Source organism: Nocardioides xinjiangensis (assembly GCF_017916385.1).
GTDB lineage: Bacteria > Actinomycetota > Actinomycetes > Propionibacteriales > Nocardioidaceae > Nocardioides > Nocardioides xinjiangensis.
Map to the genome: position 1 here is coordinate 266116 of NZ_JAFMSW010000002.1, position 21026 is coordinate 287141.

Consider the following 21026-nt stretch of genomic DNA (forward strand, 5'->3'; position numbering starts at 1 on the left):
TTAGATCAGCCGTAACGGTTGCGTGGGATTCTCGTGGGTCACGCAGCATCCACATCACCAGGGGGTAGAGATGCATCCACGAACACACCGGTCAGCTGGCCGGCCGAGGAAGGCAGCGGCGGTGGCGATGGCCGTCGCGCTGCCGGCGTCGGTCCTGGCCCTGACCCAGGCGCCCGCCTCGGCGGCGCCACTTCCGGCGCCGTACTCGGCGACCGCCCACGGCGACATCGTCGACCTCGACGTCGACCTGCTCGGACTCGACCTGGCGGGGGTCCAGGTCGGGCACAGCCTGAGCACCGTCGCCAGCACCGCCACCGGCGGCAGCAGCACCGCCACCTCGGCCAACGTCGGCGGGTCGCTCGCCGACACCGGCCTCACCCTGGACGAGCAGACCGCCACGGCCCCGCCGAGCCAGGACCCGGCCGCAGAGACGCTGCTGGCGGTCCCCCTGGCACCGGCGGTCACCGTCGGCGCGGTCCAGGGCGACACGCAGGCGGCCTGGGAGGGTCCGAACGCCTGTGTCCCGGCGAACGCCGACGGGCACCGCGTGCTGTCCGACGCGCGCACCCAGCTCGCCGGCCTCACGCTCGCGTCCCTGCCGGGGATCGGAACGCTCGCCGACGTGGAGGCGTCGGAGACGCGCACCCGGACCTTCCTCGACGACGCGGGCGCGGGTGGGTCCGACGTGGTCTCCCGCGCGACCACCACCGTCGGCGACATCAGCCTGCTCGGCGACGCGGTGACCGTCGACGTCACCAGCCCGGTCGTCCTCCAGGCGGAGTCCGACGGCACGAACGGCAGCGCCGGCTACCTGAACCCGCCGACGGTCGTCGCGACGGTCGGCGACCAGCGGATCCCGATCCCGACCAACGGCCAGCCGCAGCCGATCGACCTGCCCGTGCTGCTCGACCCGCTGGTCAACCTCTCCATCACGGCGTACCCGGCCGAGGACCTGTCCGCGGGCGCGACAGGCGCGGCGCGGGCGAGCGCCCTGCTGTCCATCGACCTGCAGGTGCTCGACGTCGGGCTCCTCGACGCCGCCGACGTCAGCCTCGACATCGCGCCGATGGCCGTCGAGGCCGTCGCTCCCGAGGGCGGTGTCGAGTGCGGCGCCGTCGACGACCAGGCACCGGCCGCCCCGGTGATCGTGACGCCGGCCGACGGCTCCACCACGAACGACTCGACGCCGGAGTTCTCCGGCACCGCTGAGCCCGGGTCCACGGTGGTCGTCACCGGCCCCGGCGGCGCCGAGGTCTGCTCCGACGTCGCCGACGCCACCGGCGCCTGGAGCTGCACGCCCGGCCAGCCGCTCCCCGACGGCACCAACCCGTACACCGCGACCGCCGAGGACGAAGCCGGGAACGAGTCCCCGGCGACCACCACGACGTTCACGGTGGACACCTCGACCTCCGTCGACGTGCTGCTGCCGGCCGACGGATCCACGACGACGGACCCGACTCCCACCATCAGCGGGAGCGGCGAGCCCGGCGCCTCGATCGAGGTCACGCAGGGCGGTGCCACGGTCTGCACCACCACGGTCGCGCAGGACGGCACCTGGTCGTGCACGCCGGCACTGCCGCTGCTGCCGGGGGCGAACACCCTGACGGCCACCGCCGAGGACGCGGCCGGCAACACCGCGACCGACACCACGACCGTCACGATCGTGCCGAGCACCGGCGACACCTCGCCGCCGGCGGCCCCCGACATCACCTCGCCGACCCAGGGCGCGACGGTCCAGGACCCGACGCCGCTGATCACCGGCACCGGTGAGTCCGGCGCCACGGTCACGGTCAGCGAGGGCACGACCGTGCTGTGCACCGCCGTGGTGCGCGCCGACGGCACCTGGTCGTGCTCCTCGACGGTCACGCTCCCGCTCGGTCCGCACACCGTCACGGCCACGCAGACCGACCCCAGCGGCAACACCGGTCCGGCCGACTCGGTGACGTTCACCGTCGTGGCCGGCCCCGGTGACACCGACGGCGACGGGCTGCCGGACCAGCAGGAGGTCACGATCGGCACCGACCCGAACGACCCCGACACCGACAACGACGGGCTCAGTGACGGCCAGGAGGTCAACACGACCCACACCGACCCGCTCGACGCCGACTCCGACGACGACGGGCTCACCGACGGGGCGGAGGTCAACGTCCACGGCACCGACCCGAACGACCGGGACACCGACGGTGACGGGATCACCGACGGTCGCGAGGTCGCCGGGGTCCGGATCCGCGAGCGCTTCGAGGTGTGCGGGACGAAGGCCCGCAACTCGATCGTCGTGCGGACGAACCCGCTGCGCAAGGACACCGACAAGGACGGCCTGTCCGACGGCAAGGAGGTGCGGGGCTACAAGATCAAGCAGAAGGTGAAGACCAGGAAGAAGACCTTCGTGATCGGCATGACCCGTTCCAACCCCGCCAGGAAGGACACCGACCGCGACGGCCTGCAGGACAAGATCGAGATGACCGGCAAGGCCAACAAGCGGTGGGGCAAGGACAAGACCGACCCCACCAAGTGCGACACCGACCGTGGCGGCGTCCGCGACGGCGCGGAGGTTCGGGCGAGGTCCAACCCGGCCGACTGGCGCTCGGGACCGCGTGACCCGCGGATCCGCAGCGGCCGGCTGGCCAACGGCGCCGAGACCTACGGCATCGGCTGAGCGACACGACCGGGACCGGGGTCCCGGGCAGGTGACTGCCCGGGACCCCGGTCCTTCGCCGTCCGGGCACTACGCTCCGGGACGTGGACGATCACCAGCCGCAGTCGGTCCGCGTCGAGCGCAGGGCCGTCTCGGAGCAGGAGTCACGACGGGCCAACGGCCCGGACTGGGACCGGTACGCCGACGAGTACCAGGCCACGCACGGCGCCTTCCTCGGCGACGCGGGGTTCGTCTGGGGGCCGGAGGGGCACACCGAGGACGAGCTGGGCGTGCTCGGCGACGTCGCCGGTCGTGACGTCCTCGAGGTCGGCAGCGGCGCCGGCCAGTGTTCGCGCTGGGTGCGCACCCGCGGCGGACGAGGGTTCGGCCTCGACCTCTCCCACCGCCAGCTCCAGCACTCCCGGCGGCTCGACCAGGAGACGGGCGTGCGTGTCCCGTCGGTGCGGGGCACCGCCACGGACCTCCCGTTCTCCGACGCCAGCTTCGACATCGTCTTCTGCTCCTTCGGCGCACTGCAGTTCGTCAGCGACATCGATGCCGCCCTCACCGAGGTGGCCAGGGTCCTGCGCCCGGGCGGGCGCTTCGCGTTCTCGGTCACCCACCCGACGCGGTGGATGTTCCCCGACGACCCCGGCGAGGCCGGCCTGACCGCGACCCAGTCCTACTGGGACCGCACCCCCTACGTGGAGGTCGACGACGCGACCGGAGTGGTCTCCTACGTCGAGCACCACCGCACGCTGGGTGACTGGGTGCGGCTGTTGGCCGGGCACCGGTTCACCCTCGTCGACCTCGTGGAGCCGGAGTGGCCCGAGGACAACCAGCGGGTGTGGGGCGGCTGGTCACGGGCGCGTGGGCTGCTGACACCGGGCACCGCGATCTTCGTGGCGCACTTGGCGGGCTGACTGCGCACGAGCGGACGCAGAGGACGGCGCCGCCCCGTAGGGCGACGCCGTCCTCCGGTGGCTCGTCGGTCAAGCGAGCCGTCGACGCAGCCCCAACGCTCCGAGCGCAGCGCCGAGCAGCCCGAGCGCGGCGACGCCGCGCATGAGGTTGCGCCCGCTCTCGCCGTCGTCCCCGACGAGCTCGTAGGAGTACGCGGTCAGGCCCTGTGCACCCTCGGGGGCGCCATACGCCATGTTCTGGACGTCCGCGCGGGTCGCGCCTGCCTCCATGATCGCGTAGAGCTTGCCGTAGTCCTGAGCCGTGTCCCTGCCCGCTCCCACCAGCATCGACATGCCCTCGTCCGAGAGCCGCTGGGCGCCGTCGACGAGCTGAGGTGCGCCCTCGGCAGCCTCGTCCAAGCCTTCGGCGAGCCTGCCTGAGCCGTCGGCGGCGTCCCCCAGGCCTTCGGCGAGGTCCGAGGCGCCATCTGCGATCTGCGAGGAGCCCTCGCTCGCGCGCACAGCGCCGTCCTCGAGCTCCACCGTTCCGGCCGCGAGCTTCTTGGCGCCGGCACCCAGCTCGCCGGTACCCGCCGAGAGCTTCCCGGCGCCGCCTGCCAGCTCGTCCGTGCCCGCGGCCAGCGTGTCCGCCCCTGCCGACAGCTTCCCGGTGCCGCTGGCCAGGTCGCCTGCGCCGTCGGACAGGGCGTCGGCGCCCGTGTCGATCCGCAGCAAGCCGTCGGCGAGGTCGCTCGATCCCTCGTAGGCGGTGCCAGCACCCGAGTAGAGCTGGGTCACGCCGGCGACGGCCGAGGTCAGGCCGACCTGCAGCGTCGCCAGGCCGCCCTGCACCTGCAGGAGCCCCGCACGAAGCCGCCCGGCACCGTCCTTCAAGGTGGTGGCGCCCGTCTTGGCGTCCGTGATGCCCTGGTTGAGCTGCTGCATGCCTGGGATCAGCTGCGAGTCCAGCCCTCCGATGGCCGCGCCGAGCCCGCCCGAGACCAGCTTCAGACCCTCGTTCGCCTCGGTCAGCTTCGTCTTGCTGCTCTGGACGCCGGGAAGGATCTGGCCGTCGATGATGCTCCTGCAGATGGGACCGCAATCGGTCGCCTTCACCGCGTTCAGCCCTGCGATGAGGGTGTCCAGGCTGCCGCCGGGCTTGACCGCGTCCTCGAGCCCGGACTGCACCTGATCCACGCCTCCCTTGGCGCCGACGAGACCGGGATTGGCCTGGGACCCGTCACCACGGAGCTGCCGCAGGCCCCCGACGAGCTGCACGGACCCTTCCTGCGCGCGCCCGAGTCCGGCCTCGAGCTGCTGGAGGCCACCGAGGAGGGTGGCGGGTTGATCGGTCGTGCCGACGTTCACCAGGATCTCGTCGACACCGGCCTTGAGGGCCTTGGCGCCTTCGAGCGCCTTCGGCAAGCCCTCCACCCCGGCCAGCTGTCCCAGCCCTCCGCTGATGAGCTTGAGTCCCTGCTCGAGGGACTCGCTGCCGGTGAGTGCGGTGCCGGTCCCCTCGGCGAGGGTCGCGGCTCCCTCGGACAGCTTGCCCGCACCCTTGTCGAGCTTGCCGGCACCGGCGGCCAGCTTGTCCGCGCCCCCGTCGACCTTCTTCGCGCCTCTGGACAGCTCACCGGCGCCCGCGTCGAGCTTCGACGCCCCCGCCGCGAGGTCACCAGCACCGGCGCGCAGGCGCCCAGCCCCGTCCCCGAGGCTGCCGAGCCCGCTCCTGAGTTCAGCACTTCCGTCCGCCAGGAGCTGCGCACCCGGCGCGGCCTCCCCAGCGAGCCCAGCGTTCAGCTCGTCGGCGCCGGCGCTGAGCTGCATGAGTCCTCCGAGCAGCCGCGACGCACCGTCCCGGAGCTTCAACAGGTTCTCGTCGATCGTGCCGGCGCCCATGGCGAGCTGCAAACCCGTCGCCGACCCCGACTTGTAGCTCTCGCCCGCGGTCTTGAAGGACGGGCTCTGCAGGGGGTTCACCGGCAGGGCAGAGACCGATGCGCCGGGCACGACCCCGTCGCTGATGGTCGCGGTGTAGCCGAACTCCACCGTGTCCGAGCCGATGGGCGGGAACAGGGTCATGGTGAAGCTGAGCTTGGTCCCGCCCTTGCCGTCGCCGGCGATATTGGCCTGCTGGGACTGGACGTTGGTGAAGCTCGGGGGGGCCACGGTGCTCAGCGAGCCCACGATCGGGATGGGGACGTCCACGGTCTCCGTCACGAAACCGCCGGCCCCATCGGGGAACGACACCGTCTGCTCGGCTCCGGTCACGTTCTGGACGGTGTAAAGGACCTCGAGCTCGCCGCTGGCGCCGACGATGTCGCCGGGCTCCACTGGCTCCCCGTCGAGGAGGTAGTCGACCGTGACCTCCAACGGCAGCTGGCCGGTGTAGTCACTGACGGTCCGCAACCGCTCGACGCCGTCAACCTCTGCGGACACGCTCTGGGAGCCGTTCGTGACGTCGAAGCCGGTGAAGCCGTCGAGATTGCGCAGGCCGGACTCCTCGATCGGGTTGTCCAGCTCCACGGAGCCGTCGCCGGTGAGGGTGAGCTGCTCGTACACCCTGCTCGAGTCTACGTTGCCCTGGGCGTCCATGTAGACCTGCACAGTCTCGGTGTTGACGACGTCGACACCCTCGGAGCCGGCCGCATGCACCGGGGAGGGGAGGGCAAGCGCGACCAGCCCGAGGCCGGTGAGGGCTGTGCCCGCGATGCGTACGGGACGAACGAGCGCCGAGCGCTGGTGGGTTCTGTTCACTTGCTGGTCTCCATCATGTCGTCGAGCGTCGCGGCACGCTTGCCATCGGTACTGGGCGGCGCCTCGTCCCCCGGCCCGGCGCCGTGTGCCACCCGGTGTCGAGGTTCCGGCGCGGCCGTCGTTGCCACGAGGAAGCCGACAGCGACGCACAGCAGGAGCGCCGTGGCGCTCGAGACGGACGTGTCCAGGACCCTCGTCGCCGCTTGGGTGTAGGTGAACTCGTAGGCGCCGGCAAGGCTCGCGCTGCCCAGCAGTGCCGCCCAGAAAGGCAGTCGTCCGGCGCTGATGGCGAAGACACCCACACACAGGAGGACGATGAGCGCGGCGGCAACGGCTCGACCCACCGAGGTGTCCGGCGTGACTGCCGCCCGGACCAGGTACCCGGCGTACGCGGCGATGAATCCGAGGGCGAACGCGGCGAGGCGTCGGCTCGCGCTCTGGTCCGGCACCAGGCTGACGATGGCGCCGGTGGTCACGCCGAGCAATGCCACCGCCTCGACTTCGAGGTCGAGGGCTTCACCGATGACAACTGTCAACGCCGTGGCGATGACCAGCACCAGTCCGGCGAGAAGGGTTCTACGCATGACGAGCATTCCTCCCATGAGCTTGGTCCTGCGAACCGCCCGACCGAGCGATCGCCGGATACTACCCCTCGGTAGCCTGTGGGCGGCGGGTTTTGCGTACTCCCATGTGAGCGACGGCGCGATCCGAACGCCACTCCCCCGCGCTGGGGATGCGCCAGCATGAAGGCGTTGCCCGCTGGCGGATGGCAGCGCAGGACCGCGACCGCGTCGCCCGCTTCCCGGCCTTGGCGCCAGCGAGTGACATGCCTGAGCGTCTGGTGACTGGCCTACCGTTGCCGCCGCGATCACTGAAGGAATGAGGGCGGCGTACGCCTTGACACGCTCCCGCGGCGCGCGTCAGTTGAGGGCACATACGGTGCAATGGCGGCCCGCTCCGACCATGTCGTAAATCAGCACGTAGCCTCGACCGAGCGCCGGACCCAGCATCAGCACGGCCAGCGCCATGGACCACACCGCGGGTGCCGCACGAACCACAGCGTCGCTCCGTCGCCCCACGCTGAGACACCATAGGGTGTGCCGCATGGCCACCCGAGCGCGCGACCGATCGCGCCACGTCGCCGACCGGGGGGACGGCGGAGACCGCACGAGCCCGCGCGAGGGCCGGGGACCACGAGCCGCTGTCGCGGCGCTGCTGGGCAGCAGCGGCCAGATCGCGGTCGCGATGATGCTGATGAACCTGGCGACCTACGGGTTCACCATGTCGGCGGCCCGCATCATCGGCCCCGTCCCCTACGGGGCGTTCTTCGCGCTGATGAACCTTGTCATGATCGTCAGCGTCGTCCAGCTGGGCCTCCAGGCCACGGCGGCCCGCCGGATCAGCGCCGACCCGACGCACGTGGGACAGATCGAGCGGGAGGTCCTGCGCGTCTCGATGCGCGCCTCGCTGCTGCTCGGCGGGCTGCTGCTGGTCGGCGCCCCCCTCGTCAACCACCTCCTCGGCCTCGACAGCCTGCCGACCGCGCTGCTCGCCGCGGTCGCGGCCGTGCCGATGACGATGACGGGCGCACAGGCCGGGATCCTCCAGGGCGAGCGGCGCTGGCGCCAGCTGGCCATCCTCTACGTGCTCTCCGGGGTGCCGCGCCTGGTCGTCGGCCTGGCGCTGATCCTGTGGCAGCCGACCGAGTTCATGGCGTTCCTCGGCGTCACGCTCGGCTACTACGCACCCTTCCTCTACGGCCTCGCGGTGCTCCGCCACGGCCGGGAGTCCGGCGACACGCACGACCGGCACGGCTTCCTGCCCGTCATCAAGGAGGCGGTCGTCAACTCGCAGGCGCTCTTCGCGTACTTCGCCCTCACCAACATCGACATGCTCGTCGGACGCTCCGTGCTCGACTCCCACGACTCCGGCCTCTACGCCGCCGGCCTCATCGTGTCGAGGGCGGTGATGTTCCTGCCCCAGTTCGTCGTCGTCGCCTTCCCGTCGATGTCCACGAGCCTCAACCCCGCCCGTGCGCTGGTCAGCAGCATGGCGCTGGTCGGGGGCCTCGGTGGTGCGTGCGTGCTCGCCACCGCCGTGCTGCCGGACCTCGTGCTGGTCTTCGCCGGCGGCCGGGAGTACGACGAGGTCAGCGGACTGCTGTGGGTCTTCGCGCTCCTCGGCACGTGCATGGCGCTGCTGCAGCTGCTGGTCTACTTCGTGCTGGCCCGCCAGGGGACGCTGTCGATCGTCCTGGTGTGGGTGGCGCTGGTCGTGCTCGTCGGCGTCGCCTCGACGATGGTCTCGAGCGTCTCCGGACTGCTCGGTGTGGTGCTCGCCGTCGAGCTGGTGCTCCTGCTCGTGCTGTCCGCGATCAGCTTCGTCAAGCTGCGGGAGCGTCCGACCGCTCAGTGAGCCGCGTCGTGCCAGCTGCGGCCCACGCCGATGGAGACGTCGAGCGGGACCGCGAGCTCGGCGGCGCCCCCCATCTCCGCGCGCACCAGCTCGGTCAGGGCGTCGGCCTCCCCGGGCGCGACCTCGAACATGAGCTCGTCGTGCACCTGCAGCAGCATCCGCGAGCGCAGGCCCCGCTCGGCCAGGGCACGCTCCACCCCGAGCATCGCCACCTTGACGAGGTCGGCCGCCGAGCCCTGGATCGGGGCGTTCAGCGCCATCCGCTCGGCGGTCTCGCGGCGCTGGCGGTTGTCGCTCGTGAGGTCGGGGAGGTAGCGGCGTCGCCCCAGGATCGTCTCGGTGAAGCCGGAGCGCCGCGCCTCGTCGACGATGCCGCCGAGGTAGTCGCGCACGCCACCGAAGGTCTCGAAGTACTCGTCCATCAGCGCCCGCGCCTCGGACGTGTCGATGCGCAGCTGCTGCGACAGCCCGAACGCGGACAGGCCGTAGGCGAGGCCGTAGTTCATCGCCTTGATCTTGGCGCGCTGCTCGGGGTTCACGGCGGACGCCTCGACGTCGAACACCCGGGCGGCGGTGGTCGAGTGGAAGTCCTGGCCGGAGCGGAACGCCTCGATCAGCAGGGCGTCCTCGGAGAGGTGCGCCATGATCCGCATCTCCACCTGGCTGTAGTCGGCGGTCATCAGGGACTCACCGCCCTCCCCGACGACGAAGGCCTCACGGATCCGGCGTCCGGCCTCGGTGCGGATCGGGATGTTCTGGAGGTTGGGGTCGGTGCTGGAGAGCCGCCCCGTCGCGGCGATGATCTGGTTGTAGGTCGTGTGGATGCGACCGTCGGAGGCGACGGTCTTGAGCAGCCCCTCGACCGTCTGCCGCAGCCGGATCACGTCGCGGTGGCGCAGCAGGTGCTGCAGGAAGGGGTGCTCGGTCTTCTCGTAGAGCGCCTGCAGCGCGTCGGCGTCGGTGGTGTAGCCGGTCTTCGTGCGCTTGGTCTTCGGCATGTCGAGCTCGTCGAAGAGCACCGTCTGGAGCTGCTTGGGCGAGCCGAGGTTGATCTCCTTGCCGATGACGTCGTAGGCGTCGTTGGCCGCGGCCCGCACCTGGTCGCCGAACTCGGACTCGAGGCCCTCGAGGTAGTCGACGTCGACGGCGATGCCCACCTGCTCCATGCGCACGAGGGTGCCGATGAGCGGCAGCTCCACCTCGCGCAGCAGACGCGTGCCGCCGTGCTCCTCGACGGCGTCGTCCAGGGCGTCGGCGAGGTCGAGGACGGCCCGGGCGGTGAGCATCGCGGTGTCGCTCGCGGCCGTGTCGTCCATCGCGTCGAAGCTGAGCTGCTCGGTGTCGGGGGTGTCCTGCCGCAGCTCGCGCTTGAGGTAGCGCAGGGTCAGGTCGGCCAGGTCGTAGGAGCGCTGGTCGGGCTGGACGAGGTACGCCGCGAGTGCGGTGTCGACCTCGAGCCCGCCCAGCTCCCACCCGCGGGCCGCCAGGGCGAGGCTGGGGCCGTTGGCGTCGTGGACCGCCTTGGGACGGGTGGGGTCGGCCAGCCACGCCGCGACGGCCGCGTCGTCCTCCGGCCGGATCCCCGCGACGTCGATCCAGGCGGCCTGCCCGTCGCGGGTCGCCACCGCGACGGAGTGCACGTCTCCGGTGCCGGCACGCCACGTGCCCTGCACGGCGACGCCGACGCGCCGGCCGGCCGGCGCGTGCTCCGCGAGCCACGCCTCGGCCTCGCCCGCCGCCAGCCGACGGCCGTCGAGCTCGAAGCCGGACTCGGCCTCCGCGGCGTCGGCCGGGTCGGGGTCGATGGTGTCGAGCAGACGGGTGCGCAGCTCCCCGCGGAACTCCAGCTCGTCGAGCAGCTCCAGGCCGGCGGTGCGGTCCCACGGCTGCCGGACCAGCCCGGCGGGCCGCACCGGGAGGGTCAGGTCGCGCACGAGCGCGTTGAGCCGCCGGTTGCGGATGACGTCGCCGAGGTGCGCACGCAGCGCCTCGCCCTTCTTGCCGGTGATCTCGTCGGCGCGGGCGATGACGTTGTCGAGTCCGTCGAACTGGTTGATCCACTTCGCGGCGTAGCCCTGGCCGACGCCCGGCACGCCGGGCAGGTTGTCGGAGGTCTCCCCCACGATCGCCGCGAGCTCGGGGTAGCGGTGCGGGGGGACGCCGTACTTCTCCTGCACCGCGGCCGGCGTCAGCCGGGCGAGCTCGCTGACGCCGCGCATCGTATAGAGCACGGTGGAGTCGTCGGTGACCAGCTGGATGGAGTCGCGGTCGCCGGTCATGATGAGGACCTCCATGCCCTCGGCGAGCGCCTGCGTGGCCAGCGTGGCGATGATGTCGTCGGCCTCGTAGCCCTCCATCGACAGGTGCTGGATGCGCAGCGCGTCGAGCACGCGCCGGATGAGGGGCAGCTGGCTGCCGAACTCGTCGGGCGTCTTGTTGCGCTTGGCCTTGTAGTCGCCGTACTCCTCGAGGCGGAAGGTCTGGCGCGACTTGTCGAACGCGACCGCCACGTGGGTGGGCGTCTCGTCGCGCAGCACGTTGACCAGCATGGAGGTGAAGCCGTAGACGGCATTGGTGTGCTGCCCGGAGGCCGTCGCGAAGTTCTCCACCGGGAGGGCGAAGAACGCCCGGTAGGCCAGGGAGTGGCCGTCCAGCAGCAGGAGGCGGGGGCGCGTCGTCTCGCTCGTCTCGGGCACCCGCCGACTCTAGCCGCCGACGCCGACAGCGAGGACCGCCAGGCCCGGCCCTGCCGACCGGCGCGGCTGGGAGAGGATGGGGCCCATGAGCCAGACACCTGCGACCACCCCCGACCCGGCCCCGGACCGTGCCCCGCAGCCGGCGTCGCTCGCCGACCTGACCGTGGAGGAGCTCCTCGCCTTCCTCCCCGAGGGAAACGGACGCCTCAACGACAAGATGGGCGTCGAGCTGGTCGAGGTGTCCGCCGAGCGGGTGGTGGCGACCATGCCGGTCGAGGGCAACACCCAGCCGTTCGGCCTCCTGCACGGCGGCGCCTCGGTCGTGCTGGCCGAGACCCTCGGCTCGATCGGATCGGCCGTCCACGCCTACCCCGCGAGGATCGCCGTGGGCGTGGACATCAACGCCACCCACCACCGCTCGGCCACGTCCGGCCTGGTCACCGGCGTGGCCACGGCCATCCACCTGGGACGCTCGTCGACGTCCTACGACATCGCCATCAGCGACGAGCGCGGCCGGCGCGTGTGCACCGCCCGCATCACCTGCGCGCTGCTCGAGGCTCCCACCGGCTGACCCGCGTCGGACGGTGCCGGACGCCGGGGGCGTCAGCCCGGGACGCGCTCGCGCCGGATCCGCCTGGCGGCCAGCACCCGGTCGATGCGCTGGCGGCTCGAGGCGGCCGGGGTGGCCTGGCGCGACTGCGGCAGGCGGGCGCGGACGGCGCTCGTCGTGGCGGCCCGCAGCGTCGCCTGCGGCGCGAACGACAGGCGTGCCATGAAGCGGTTGGCGTCGCGGGCCTCAGCGGCCGCGGCGGTCTGGACGTGGGTGATCCCGTGCTGCTCGGCGAAGCGGCAGGCCGCCTCCATCAGCGCGCTGCCGACGCCCTTGCGGCGGAAGCGCGAGAAGACGTGGGGGGAGACGGCGAGCACCGCGGGCTCGAGGTTGAGCGGGGTGAACGTCGTCGCCTCGAGGTAGACCGCGCCGGCGACCTCGCCGTCGACCTCGGCCACCGCCACGCACTGGTCCGGGCGCTCGGCCGCCGTCTCGACGATGCGGGCCACGTCGGCCAGCTGCTCGTCGTGCGGTCCGCGCCGCAGGATGTCGCCCCACAGCTCGCGCAGCGACGCGACGTCAGCAGGCTCTGCCTTGCGCACGGTCACCGGCGTCCGGCTCATCGCCACCCATCTCCTCAAGCGAATCCCCGTGGCCCCCCTGCCGTGCCTTCCCGGCACCACGTGCGAGCGAGGGTACGCCCACCAGCCGCTGCGGGCCACGCCGAGGTGCCCCCGGGCGGTCGGACACCGAATCGAGACCAAACTTTGCCCGACCGCACCCGCCTCGCACCCGCGCGGGTGCACTACCCTCGCGGCCATGGCATCTCGCACTCTTCCGCGCCCGGCACGCGGCATCGTCCGGAGCTCCGTCGCTCTCGTCTCCACCCTGGCCCTTGCCACGGTCCTCACCGCGTGCGGCTCCGACGACGGCGGCGGCTCGGGCGCTGACGACGGCGGATCGAGCGGCGACTCCGGCGTCACGACCATCGCCAGCGGCACCCTGACGGTGTGCTCCGACGTCCCCTACCCGCCCTTCGAGGACTTCGACGAGAGCTCGGAGTCCGGCTTCAAGGGCTTCGACATCGACATCGTGCAGGCCATCGCCGACGGGCTCGAGCTCGAGCTCGCCGTGAAGGACTCCTCCTTCGACGCCCTCCAGAGCGGGCAGGCCCTCAACGCCAACCAGTGCGACCTGGCTGCCAGCGCGATGACGATCACCGACGAGCGCAAGGCCGCCCTCGACTTCTCCGACGGCTACTACGACTCCGAGCAGTCGCTGCTCGTGCCCGAGGGGTCCGACATCACCTCGATCGAGGACCTCGACGGCGTCAAGGTCGGTGTCCAGCAGGGGACGACCGGGAAGGCCTACGCGGAGGAGAACGCCTCCGGCGCCGACATCGTCTCGTTCCCGAGCGACGCGGAGATGTTCCAGGCGATCAAGGCCGGACAGGTCGACGCGCTGCTCCAGGACCTCCCGGTCAACCTGGACCACCAGAAGGCCGGCGGCTTCACCGTGGTGGAGACCTACTCCACCGACGAGCAGTACGGACTGGCCATGAAGAAGGGCAACACCGCCCTGGTCGAGGCCGTCAACGAGCAGCTCGCCGAGATGCGCGAGGACGGCACCTACGACGAGATCTACAACACCTACTTCTCGACCGAGTGAGCGCAGCACACACTTCATGGCTATGAAGCGCACCACGAAGCGCCGCCTCGTCCAGGGGGTCCTGTACGCAGTCCTCCTGGGCGTCGCGGTCGCTCTGGCCCTCGTCGCCGACTGGCCGGCGATCAAGGCGAACTTCTTCAAGTCCGAGGGCTTCGTCCCGCCGGGCGCCTGGGGCGAGCTGATCACGGTCGGCGTCAAGAACACCCTGATCTACACGGTGATCGCGTTCGCCGGCGGCCTGCTCCTCGCGCTGCTGCTGGCGCTGATGAAGCTCTCCCCCGTCGGGCCGTACCGGTGGCTCGCCACGGCGTACATCGAGTTCTTCCGTGGGCTCCCCGCCCTGCTGGTCATGCTGTTCATGGCGTTCGGCATCACCATCGCCTTCCAGTGGACGCCGCCCGGCGGCTCGGTCGGCGCCGGCATCGTGGCCCTCATCCTGGTCGGGTCCGCCTACATGGCCGAGACGCTGCGCGCCGGCATCCAGGCGGTCCCGAAGGGCCAGACCGAGGCCGCGCGCTCGCTCGGCATGAGCGGTGGCCGCACGACGGTGACCGTGGTCCTCCCGCAGGCGTTCCGCATCGTCATCCCGCCGCTGACCAACGAGTTCGTGCTGCTCATCAAGGACACGTCGCTGCTCTTCGTGATCGGTTTCGCCGCCGACCAGCGTGAGCTCACGACGCTCGCCAGGGACTTCCTCGCCAGCGGTCCCACGGCCGGCACGTCGACGAGCCTGGTGCAGGCTGCGATCCTCTACCTCGTCATCACGCTCCCGCTCACCCAGCTGGTCGGCTGGCTGGAGAAGCGGCAAAGGAGGTCACGATGACCGCCACCACCCGTCCCGACGCCGCGACCGCCGCGATCGAGGTCCGGGGGCTGCACAAGTCCTTCGGCTCCAACGAGGTGCTCAAGGGCATCGACTTCCACGTCGACAACGGCGAGGTCGTCTGCGTGATCGGCCCCTCGGGCTCGGGCAAGTCCACGCTGCTGCGCTGCGTGAACCGCCTCGAGGAGCCCGACAGCGGACAGATCCTGGTCGAGGGCGTCGACATCATCGACCCGGAGACCGACCTCGACGCCGTGCGCTCGCGCATCGGCATCGTCTTCCAGCAGTTCAACCTGTTCCCCCACATGAACGTCCTGCGCAACCTGACGGTCGCGCAGGAGAAGGTGAGGAAGCGGTCCCGGAAGGAAGCCGTCGAGGTCGCCCGGGCGAACCTCGAGAAGGTCGGGCTCGCCGGACGCGAGAACGCCTACCCCGCCCACCTCTCCGGCGGCCAGCAGCAGCGCGTGGCCATCGCCCGCGCCCTGTCGATGGACCCCGACATGATGCTCTTCGACGAGCCGACGTCGGCGCTCGACCCCGAGCTCGTCGGCGACGTGCTCGAGGTCATGAAGACGCTCGCCTCCGAGGGCATGACCATGATGGTCGTGACCCACGAGATGGGCTTCGCCCGCGAGGTCGGCGACAAGCTGGTCTTCATGGACGGCGGCGTCATCGTCGAGGAGGGCGACCCGCGCGAGGTCCTCGCCGCGCCCCAGCACGAGCGCACCCGGGCCTTCCTGTCGAAGGTCCTGTAGCAGCCCGACGCTGCACCCCGACGCAGCACCGGACGCAGCACGACGAAGGGCCCAGCCGGAGATCGGCTGGGCCCTTCGTCACGTCCGCGCTGCGGCGTCGGTCTCAGACGTCGCCGCCGAGGTAGGCGGCCTTGACGGAGTCGTCGCCCGCGAGCTCGCTGCCCCTGCCCGAGCGGACGATCTCCCCGGTCTCGAGGATGTGCGCGTTGTCCGCCGCCTTGAGCGCCTGTGCGGCGTTCTGCTCCACGAGCAGCACGGTGGTGCCCTGCTCGTTGATCTCCTTGATGATCGAGAAGATCTGGGCGATGAGCTTGGGCGCGAGGCCCATCGACGGCTCGTCGAGCAGGATCAGCCGCGGGCGCGCCATGAGGGCGCGGCCGATGGCCAGCATCTGCTGCTCGCCGCCCGACATGGTGCCGGCCGACTGGTTGATCCGCTCGGCCAGGCGCGGGAACAGGGCCAGGACGCGGTCCATGTCGTCCTTGTACGCCTTGCTCTTGCGGTCGTTGCGCACGAAGGCGCCCATGTCGAGGTTCTCCCGCACGGTCATGCCCACGAAGCAGCGGCGTCCCTCCGGCGACTGGCTGATGCCCAGCTTGACCCGGTCGTAGGGCGCGGCGTTGGTGATGTCCTTGCCCTCGAACCTCACCGCGCCGGCCCGCACCTTGCGCAGGCCCGAGATGGTCTTCATCGTCGTCGTCTTGCCGGCGCCGTTGGCGCCGATCAGCGTCGTGACGCTGCCCTCCGGCACGTCGAAGCTGATGTCACGGATGGCCTCGATGTGCCCGTAGTTGACACACAGGCCCTCGACCTCAAGAAGCATCTTCTTCCTCCACTCCGAGGTAGGCCGCGATCACGGCGGGGTTGTCGCGGATCTCCGCCGGGCTGCCCTCGGCGATGAGCTTGCCGAACTCCAGCACGACGATACGGTCCGTCACGCCCATCACGAGGCGCATGTCGTGCTCGATGAGGAGCACCGTGTAGCCCTGGTCGCGCACCTTGCGGATGAGGTCCATCAGGACCCGCTTCTCCTCCGGGTTGAACCCCGCCGCCGGCTCGTCGAGGCAGATCAGCTTCGGGTTCGTCGCCATGGCACGGGCGATCTCGAGCCGGCGCTGGTCACCGTAGGAGAGGTTGGCCGCCAGCTCGTCGGCGTGGCGCTGGATGCCCATGAAGCGCAGCAGCTCCATGGCCCGGTCGTGGCCCTCGGCCTCCTCGCGGCGGTGCTTCGGGAGCCGGAAGAGGGCGCTGAAGATGCCCGTGCTGTGCCGCGCGTCGGCGCCGACCAGCACGTTCTCCAGGGCCGTCATGGTCGGGAACAGGCGGATGTTCTGGAACGTCCGCGCGATGCCCGCCTGGGTGATCTGGAACCTCTTCTTGCCGACGAGCGACTCCCCGCGGAAGCGGATCGAGCCCGACGTCGGCCGGTAGACGCCCGTGATGGCGTTGAAGCACGTCGTCTTCCCGGCGCCGTTCGGGCCGATCAGGCCGAGGATCTCGCCCTCGGCGATGTGGAAGCTCACGTCGTCCAGGGCCGTGAGGCCCCCGAACTTCAGGGTGAGGTTCTCGACCTCGAGCACCTTCGTGTGGTCAGGCACGGGCTGCCGCCTCTCCGTCGTGTCCGTCGTGGGCGCCCTCGAGCTCGTCGAGCTCCTGCTCGAGCTGCTTGGCCCGCACGGTGCGTCGTGGGGGGAACAGTCCCTCGGGACGCAGGATCGCCAGCGCGACGAGCGCGAGGCCGAAGACCAGGACGCGGAAGTCGTCGAACTCGCGGAAGCGCTGGGGCAGGTAGGCGACCAGCACGGCGCCGACCAGCACGCCCCAGCGGTTGCCCTGGCCACCGATGACGACCGCGGCGAGGAACAGGATCGAGAAGAGCAGCAGGAACGACTGCGGGTTGATGAAGCTCTGGCGGCTCGCGTAGAGCCCGCCGGCCAGGCCGCCGACGAAGGCGCCGGTCGCGAACGCGAGGAGCTTGAAGCGGAAGGTCGGCACGCCCATGAGCTCGGCGGCGTCCTCGTCCTCCCGGGTGGCCTCCCACGCGCGACCGACCCGGCTGTCCTTGATGAGCTTGTCGGCGATCAGCACGAGGATGACGACCGTGAGCCCCATCCAGTAGTAGGGGATCTGGTCGAGCACGCCGAACTCGATGAACGTCGTGGAGTCGTTGAAGTCGACCAGCGGCACGCCCGTGTCCCAGTTGAGGTGCGGGATCTCGAACAGCTCCAGGCTCGGCGGCCGGGCGATGTTGGAGATGCCCTTCGACGTGCCCAGCCACTCGGTGTTCACGGCCACGAGCCGGATGATCTCGCCGAAGCCGAGCGTCACGATGGCGAGGTAGTCGCCACGCACGCGCAGGGTGGGCGTTCCGAGGATGATGCCGCCCAGCAGGGTGGCGAGCATGCCGACCGGCAGCGCGAGGAGCAGCGGCCAGTTGGCGTGGAACGACGTCAGGATCGCCACGGTGTAGGCGCCGATGGCGTAGAAGCCGACGTAGCCCAGGTCGAGAAGGCCGGCGTAGCCGACCACGATGTTGAGGCCCAGGGCCACCAGGCCGTACATCGTGACCACGAACAGGACGCCGCCGAAGTCGACGCCGGGCGTGGAGATGAAGGGAGGCTCCAGCAGCGGGAGGGCGTACGCCAGCAGCGCCAGGACGATCCAGCCGAGGATCTTCACCGGCTTGGGCAGCCCGGTGACACGAGCCCGGAAGCCGCCGGCCTTGCTTGTCTTGTTGCTCATGCGCGTGCCTTTCCGAGCGACTCACCCAGCAGTCCGGTGGGCCTGAAGAGCAGGATGACGACCAGCAGCACGAAGGCCACGACGTGGCGCCACTCCGTGCCGATCAGCGCCGCACCCCAGTTCTCGGCGACCCCGAGCAGCAGGCCACCCAGCAGGGCGCCGCGCAGGTTGCCGATGCCGCCGAGCACGGCGGCGGCGAACGCCTTGACGCCCAGCAGGAAGCCGACGTCGAACTTGGTGACCTCGATCTTGAGCATGTAGAGGAACGCCGCGACGCCGGCCATCAGGCCGCCGATGAGGAACGTCATCTGGATGGTGCGGGTGGGGTTGACGCCCATGAGGGCGGCCGTCTCCTGGTCCTGGGCGGTCGCGCGGATGCCGCGACCCAGCTTCGAACGACGGACGAACTGGTCCACGACGACCATCATCAGCAGGGCGGCGCCGATGACCAGGAGGTCCACGGTCTTGACCGGGATGCCGAAGATGTCGACGTTGGGCATGTTGACGACCCCGGACATGCTCGCGTTGATGCGAGCGCCGCTCACGTAGCGGTCGAGGGTGTCGTCGAGGCCGAACCAGCCGGTGACGCGGTCGCGCAGACCCATCAGCTCGGCCAGCACGAACGACGCGCCGATCGCCGAGATCAGCGCGATGAGCCGCGGGGCGTTCCGCTTGATCAGGGGCCGGTAGGCGACGCGCTCGAGGAGCAGCGCCACGAGCGCCGAGGTCAGCATCGACATGACCAGCGCGAGGAGCAGGATGCCCACCAGCTGCATGCCGCTGGCGCCGCCGGAGCCGGTGAGGGCCCACACCGTCCACAGGGTGGCGAAGGTGCCGTACATGAACACCTCGGAGTGGGCGAAGTTGATGAGCTGCAGCACGCCGTAGACCATCGTGTAGCCCAGCGCGATCAGGGCGTAGATCGCACCGAAGGCGAGTCCGGTGATGGTCAGCTGCGGCAGGTTGTTGAAGAAGAAGTCGAAGTCCACCAGGCCTCCTGGCCCTCATCGTGGCACCGCTGCGGTCGGGAAGTCCCCCGACCGCAGCGGTGCGTCACTGCGTGAATGGTGCCTGAAGGTCAGCTGATCTCGCCCTCGGGAACGATCTCGCCGCCCTCGACCTTGTACGAGTAGACGTGGACCTCGCTGGGCTCGCCCTTCTCGTCGAAGGAGACCTGCTTGGTCACACCGGCCTCGTCGTAGTTGTTGACGAACTCGAGCATCTCCTCGCGGTTGTCGATGCCCTCGGCGATGCCGTCCAGGAAGACGTTGGCAGCGTCGTAGGCCTCGGCCGCGTAGGTGCCGGCCGCCTCGCCGAACGCCTCCTCGTAGGCCGAAGCGAACTCGGCCACCGCGGGGTCGGTGTTCGGGATGCAGGGGCAGGTCAGGACCGAGCCCTCGGCGTCCTTGCCGGCGTCGAGGAAGGCGGGGTCCTTCACGCCGTCGGCGGCGACGAAGGTGCCGTCGAAGCCGGCGTCCTTGAGCTGGCTGACGAGGATGGTGGCCTCGGCGTAGTAGCCACCGAAGAACACGGTGTCGGCCTTGGAGGCGGTGACGCGCTGCGCGGTGGCGGAGAAGTCGGTGTCGCCGGCCTGGATCGTGTCGGTGCCGACGACCACGTCGCCGAGGCCGCCCTCGACCTCCTGCGCCAGCCCGGCGCCGTACTCGGACGCGTCGTCGATGACGAACGTGGCCTTGGACGACAGCGTGTCGGAGATGTAGGTCGCGGCGGCCGGACCCTGCGTGGCGTCGTTGCCCAGGACACGGTGGAAGGTGTCCCAGCCGTTGTCGGCCAGCGTCGGGTTGGTCGCCGACGGCGAGATGGTCGGCAGGCCGGCCTCCGCGAAGATCGGGCCGGCCGCGGCGGACTCACCGGAGAACGCGGGACCCACGATGCCGATGAGGGCCTCGTCGCCGGCGGCCTCGGTGGCCAGGGCGGGCGCCTCGTCGGGGCTGCCCTGCGAGTCGAACTTCAGCATCTCGATCTGGCACTCCGCGTCGGCGTTGTACTCGTCGAGGGCCAGCTGGGCACCCTGGATGATGGGGGCACCGAGGCCTGCCGCGGGGCCCGTCTCGGGGCCGAAGAACGCGATCGTGACGTCGCAGGCCGCGCCGTCGCCGCCACCGCTGCCGGACGCGTCGCCGCCGCCGTCCTCGGTCGTGCCACACGCGGTCAGCACCAAACCGGCGACCGCCGCGACGGCGACGGCCTGCCAGGACTTGGATGAGCGGATCATGGATCCCTCCGTAGTTCTAAGTGGGCTGTCCACCTCGGCAGCCTCGTGGCGGGAACCTAACATCCACGGTGTGGCCCAGAACACGATTGCGAGCACGCGGGCCCGTCCCGTTGCCGTTTCGTGACCAACTGGTCTGCACCGCGGGCCACAGCCGCCGGTGACGCGCCCGCGGCGCGGCCCCGCGGGGGGACCAGCCGGCCGTCGAGCCGGCCGCGGGCCCGGATCTCAGGCGCCCGGCCGACCCTCGCCGCCCAGCCCGGCGACGCCGTGCTCGACGACCCCGTCGGCGACCTGCTTCATCGACAGCCGGAGGTCCATGGCGGTCTTCTGGATCCACCGGAACGCCTCGCCCTCGCTGAGCCCGAGCTGCTCCTGCAGCACGCCCTTGGCGCGGTCGACTGACTTGCGGGTGGCCAGCGACTCCTGGAGGTCGTCCACTTCGCGCTCGAGCACCCTGATCTCGGCGAACCGGCTGACCGCCATCTCGATGGCGGGCACGAGGTCGCCGCGCTGGAACGGCTTGACGAGGTAGGCCATCGCGCCGGCATCGCGGGCCCGGGCGACGAGGTCGCGCTGGGAGAAGGCGGTGAGGATCACGACCGGTGCGATGCGCTCGCCCGCGATCGTCTCCGCGGCGGCGATGCCGTCGAGCACCGGCATCTTCACGTCGAGGATCACCAAGTCGGGCCGCAGCTCGCGCGCGAGCTCGATCGCCCGCCGGCCGTCGCCGGCCTGGCCGACCACCTCGTAGCCCTCCTCGCCGAGCATCTCGGCGAGGTCCATCCGGATGAGGGCCTCGTCCTCGGCGATCACCACGCGGCGTACGCCGTCCGCGGCGGGACCG

General features: G+C 70.9%; 17 protein-coding genes. 7 read left to right on the forward strand and 10 right to left on the reverse strand.

What is annotated here, in order from left to right:
* Positions 1-127: 127 nt before the first annotated feature.
* Together J3P32_RS16120 and J3P32_RS16125 are read left to right on the forward strand one after the other, a co-directional pair.
* Positions 128-2656 (forward strand): Ig-like domain-containing protein, encoded by a 2529-nt coding sequence (locus J3P32_RS16120; protein WP_246851312.1) that lies wholly within the window; start codon positions 128-130, stop codon positions 2654-2656.
* 83 nt (positions 2657-2739) lie between these two features.
* Positions 2740-3558 (forward strand): class I SAM-dependent methyltransferase, encoded by an 819-nt coding sequence (locus J3P32_RS16125; RefSeq protein ID WP_210441118.1) that lies wholly within the window; start codon positions 2740-2742, stop codon positions 3556-3558.
* A 69-nt stretch (positions 3559-3627) separates the two neighbouring features.
* On the opposite strand, the gene J3P32_RS18595 is transcribed toward J3P32_RS16125, so the two are convergent.
* Positions 3628-6297 carry a hypothetical protein gene (locus J3P32_RS18595; RefSeq protein ID WP_210441120.1) on the reverse strand — a complete coding sequence of 890 codons (2670 nt, stop codon included), beginning with the start codon at positions 6295-6297 and terminating at the stop codon, positions 3628-3630.
* Entirely contained in the window at positions 6294-6899 is a 606-nt protein-coding gene (locus J3P32_RS16135; protein ID WP_210441122.1) for a hypothetical protein, read from the reverse strand. The genes J3P32_RS18595 and J3P32_RS16135 overlap by 4 nt, the downstream gene beginning before the upstream one ends.
* 502 nt (positions 6900-7401) lie before the next feature.
* Here J3P32_RS16135 and J3P32_RS16140 point away from each other — a divergent pair.
* Positions 7402-8712: a lipopolysaccharide biosynthesis protein gene (locus J3P32_RS16140; protein ID WP_210441124.1), complete on the forward strand. Its 1311-nt coding sequence runs from the start codon at positions 7402-7404 to the stop codon at positions 8710-8712.
* Here J3P32_RS16140 and polA read toward each other — a convergent pair.
* The gene (gene polA / locus J3P32_RS16145; protein WP_210441126.1) at positions 8706-11408 is read right to left on the reverse strand and encodes a DNA polymerase I; all 2703 of its coding nucleotides are present in this window, start codon (positions 11406-11408) and stop codon (positions 8706-8708) included. The genes J3P32_RS16140 and polA overlap by 7 nt on opposite strands.
* 85 nt (positions 11409-11493) lie before the next feature.
* Here polA and J3P32_RS16150 point away from each other — a divergent pair, with 85 nt between their 5' ends.
* Positions 11494-11979 (forward strand): hotdog fold thioesterase, encoded by a 486-nt coding sequence (locus J3P32_RS16150; RefSeq protein WP_210441128.1) that lies wholly within the window; start codon positions 11494-11496, stop codon positions 11977-11979.
* A 32-nt stretch (positions 11980-12011) separates the two neighbouring features.
* On the opposite strand, the gene J3P32_RS16155 is transcribed toward J3P32_RS16150, so the two are convergent.
* Positions 12012-12581, reverse strand: a complete 570-nt coding sequence (locus J3P32_RS16155; protein WP_210441130.1) for a GNAT family N-acetyltransferase — start codon at positions 12579-12581, stop codon at positions 12012-12014.
* A gap of 196 nt (positions 12582-12777) precedes the next feature.
* Between J3P32_RS16155 and J3P32_RS16160 the strand changes: the two genes are divergently transcribed.
* From J3P32_RS16160 to J3P32_RS16170, 3 genes are read left to right on the forward strand one after another with little or no spacing between them, the layout of a single operon-like run.
* Positions 12778-13626: a basic amino acid ABC transporter substrate-binding protein gene (locus J3P32_RS16160; protein ID WP_210441132.1), complete on the forward strand. Its 849-nt coding sequence runs from the start codon at positions 12778-12780 to the stop codon at positions 13624-13626.
* Positions 13627-13648: 22 nt separating this feature from the next.
* The gene (locus tag J3P32_RS16165; RefSeq protein WP_246851235.1) at positions 13649-14449 is read left to right on the forward strand and encodes an amino acid ABC transporter permease; all 801 of its coding nucleotides are present in this window, start codon (positions 13649-13651) and stop codon (positions 14447-14449) included.
* Positions 14446-15204, forward strand: coding sequence for an amino acid ABC transporter ATP-binding protein (locus J3P32_RS16170; RefSeq protein WP_210441137.1), 759 nt, complete (start codon positions 14446-14448; stop codon positions 15202-15204). The genes J3P32_RS16165 and J3P32_RS16170 overlap by 4 nt, the downstream gene beginning before the upstream one ends.
* Before the next feature lie 103 nt (positions 15205-15307).
* Here the strand turns inward: J3P32_RS16170 and J3P32_RS16175 are convergent, their stop codons facing one another.
* The 6 genes from J3P32_RS16175 to J3P32_RS16200 all read right to left on the reverse strand — a co-directional run bounded on the left by J3P32_RS16175 (position 15308) and on the right by J3P32_RS16200 (position 20998).
* Positions 15308-16027 (reverse strand): ABC transporter ATP-binding protein, encoded by a 720-nt coding sequence (locus J3P32_RS16175; protein WP_210441139.1) that lies wholly within the window; start codon positions 16025-16027, stop codon positions 15308-15310.
* Entirely contained in the window at positions 16017-16802 is a 786-nt protein-coding gene (locus tag J3P32_RS16180) for an ABC transporter ATP-binding protein (protein WP_307807889.1), read from the reverse strand. The genes J3P32_RS16175 and J3P32_RS16180 overlap by 11 nt, the downstream gene beginning before the upstream one ends.
* Positions 16795-17946, reverse strand: coding sequence for a branched-chain amino acid ABC transporter permease (locus tag J3P32_RS16185; protein WP_210441141.1), 1152 nt, complete (start codon positions 17944-17946; stop codon positions 16795-16797). Before J3P32_RS16185 ends, J3P32_RS16180 begins: the two co-directional genes overlap by 8 nt.
* The gene (locus J3P32_RS16190; RefSeq protein WP_307807890.1) at positions 17943-18935 is read right to left on the reverse strand and encodes a branched-chain amino acid ABC transporter permease; all 993 of its coding nucleotides are present in this window, start codon (positions 18933-18935) and stop codon (positions 17943-17945) included. The genes J3P32_RS16185 and J3P32_RS16190 overlap by 4 nt, the downstream gene beginning before the upstream one ends.
* Positions 18936-19024: 89 nt before the next feature.
* The gene (locus J3P32_RS16195) at positions 19025-20182 is read right to left on the reverse strand and encodes a branched-chain amino acid ABC transporter substrate-binding protein (RefSeq protein ID WP_210441143.1); all 1158 of its coding nucleotides are present in this window, start codon (positions 20180-20182) and stop codon (positions 19025-19027) included.
* A gap of 225 nt (positions 20183-20407) precedes the next feature.
* Complete coding sequence (locus J3P32_RS16200) at positions 20408-20998, reverse strand: ANTAR domain-containing response regulator (RefSeq protein WP_307807908.1); 591 nt, start codon at positions 20996-20998, stop codon at positions 20408-20410.
* Positions 20999-21026: the final 28 nt, after the last annotated feature.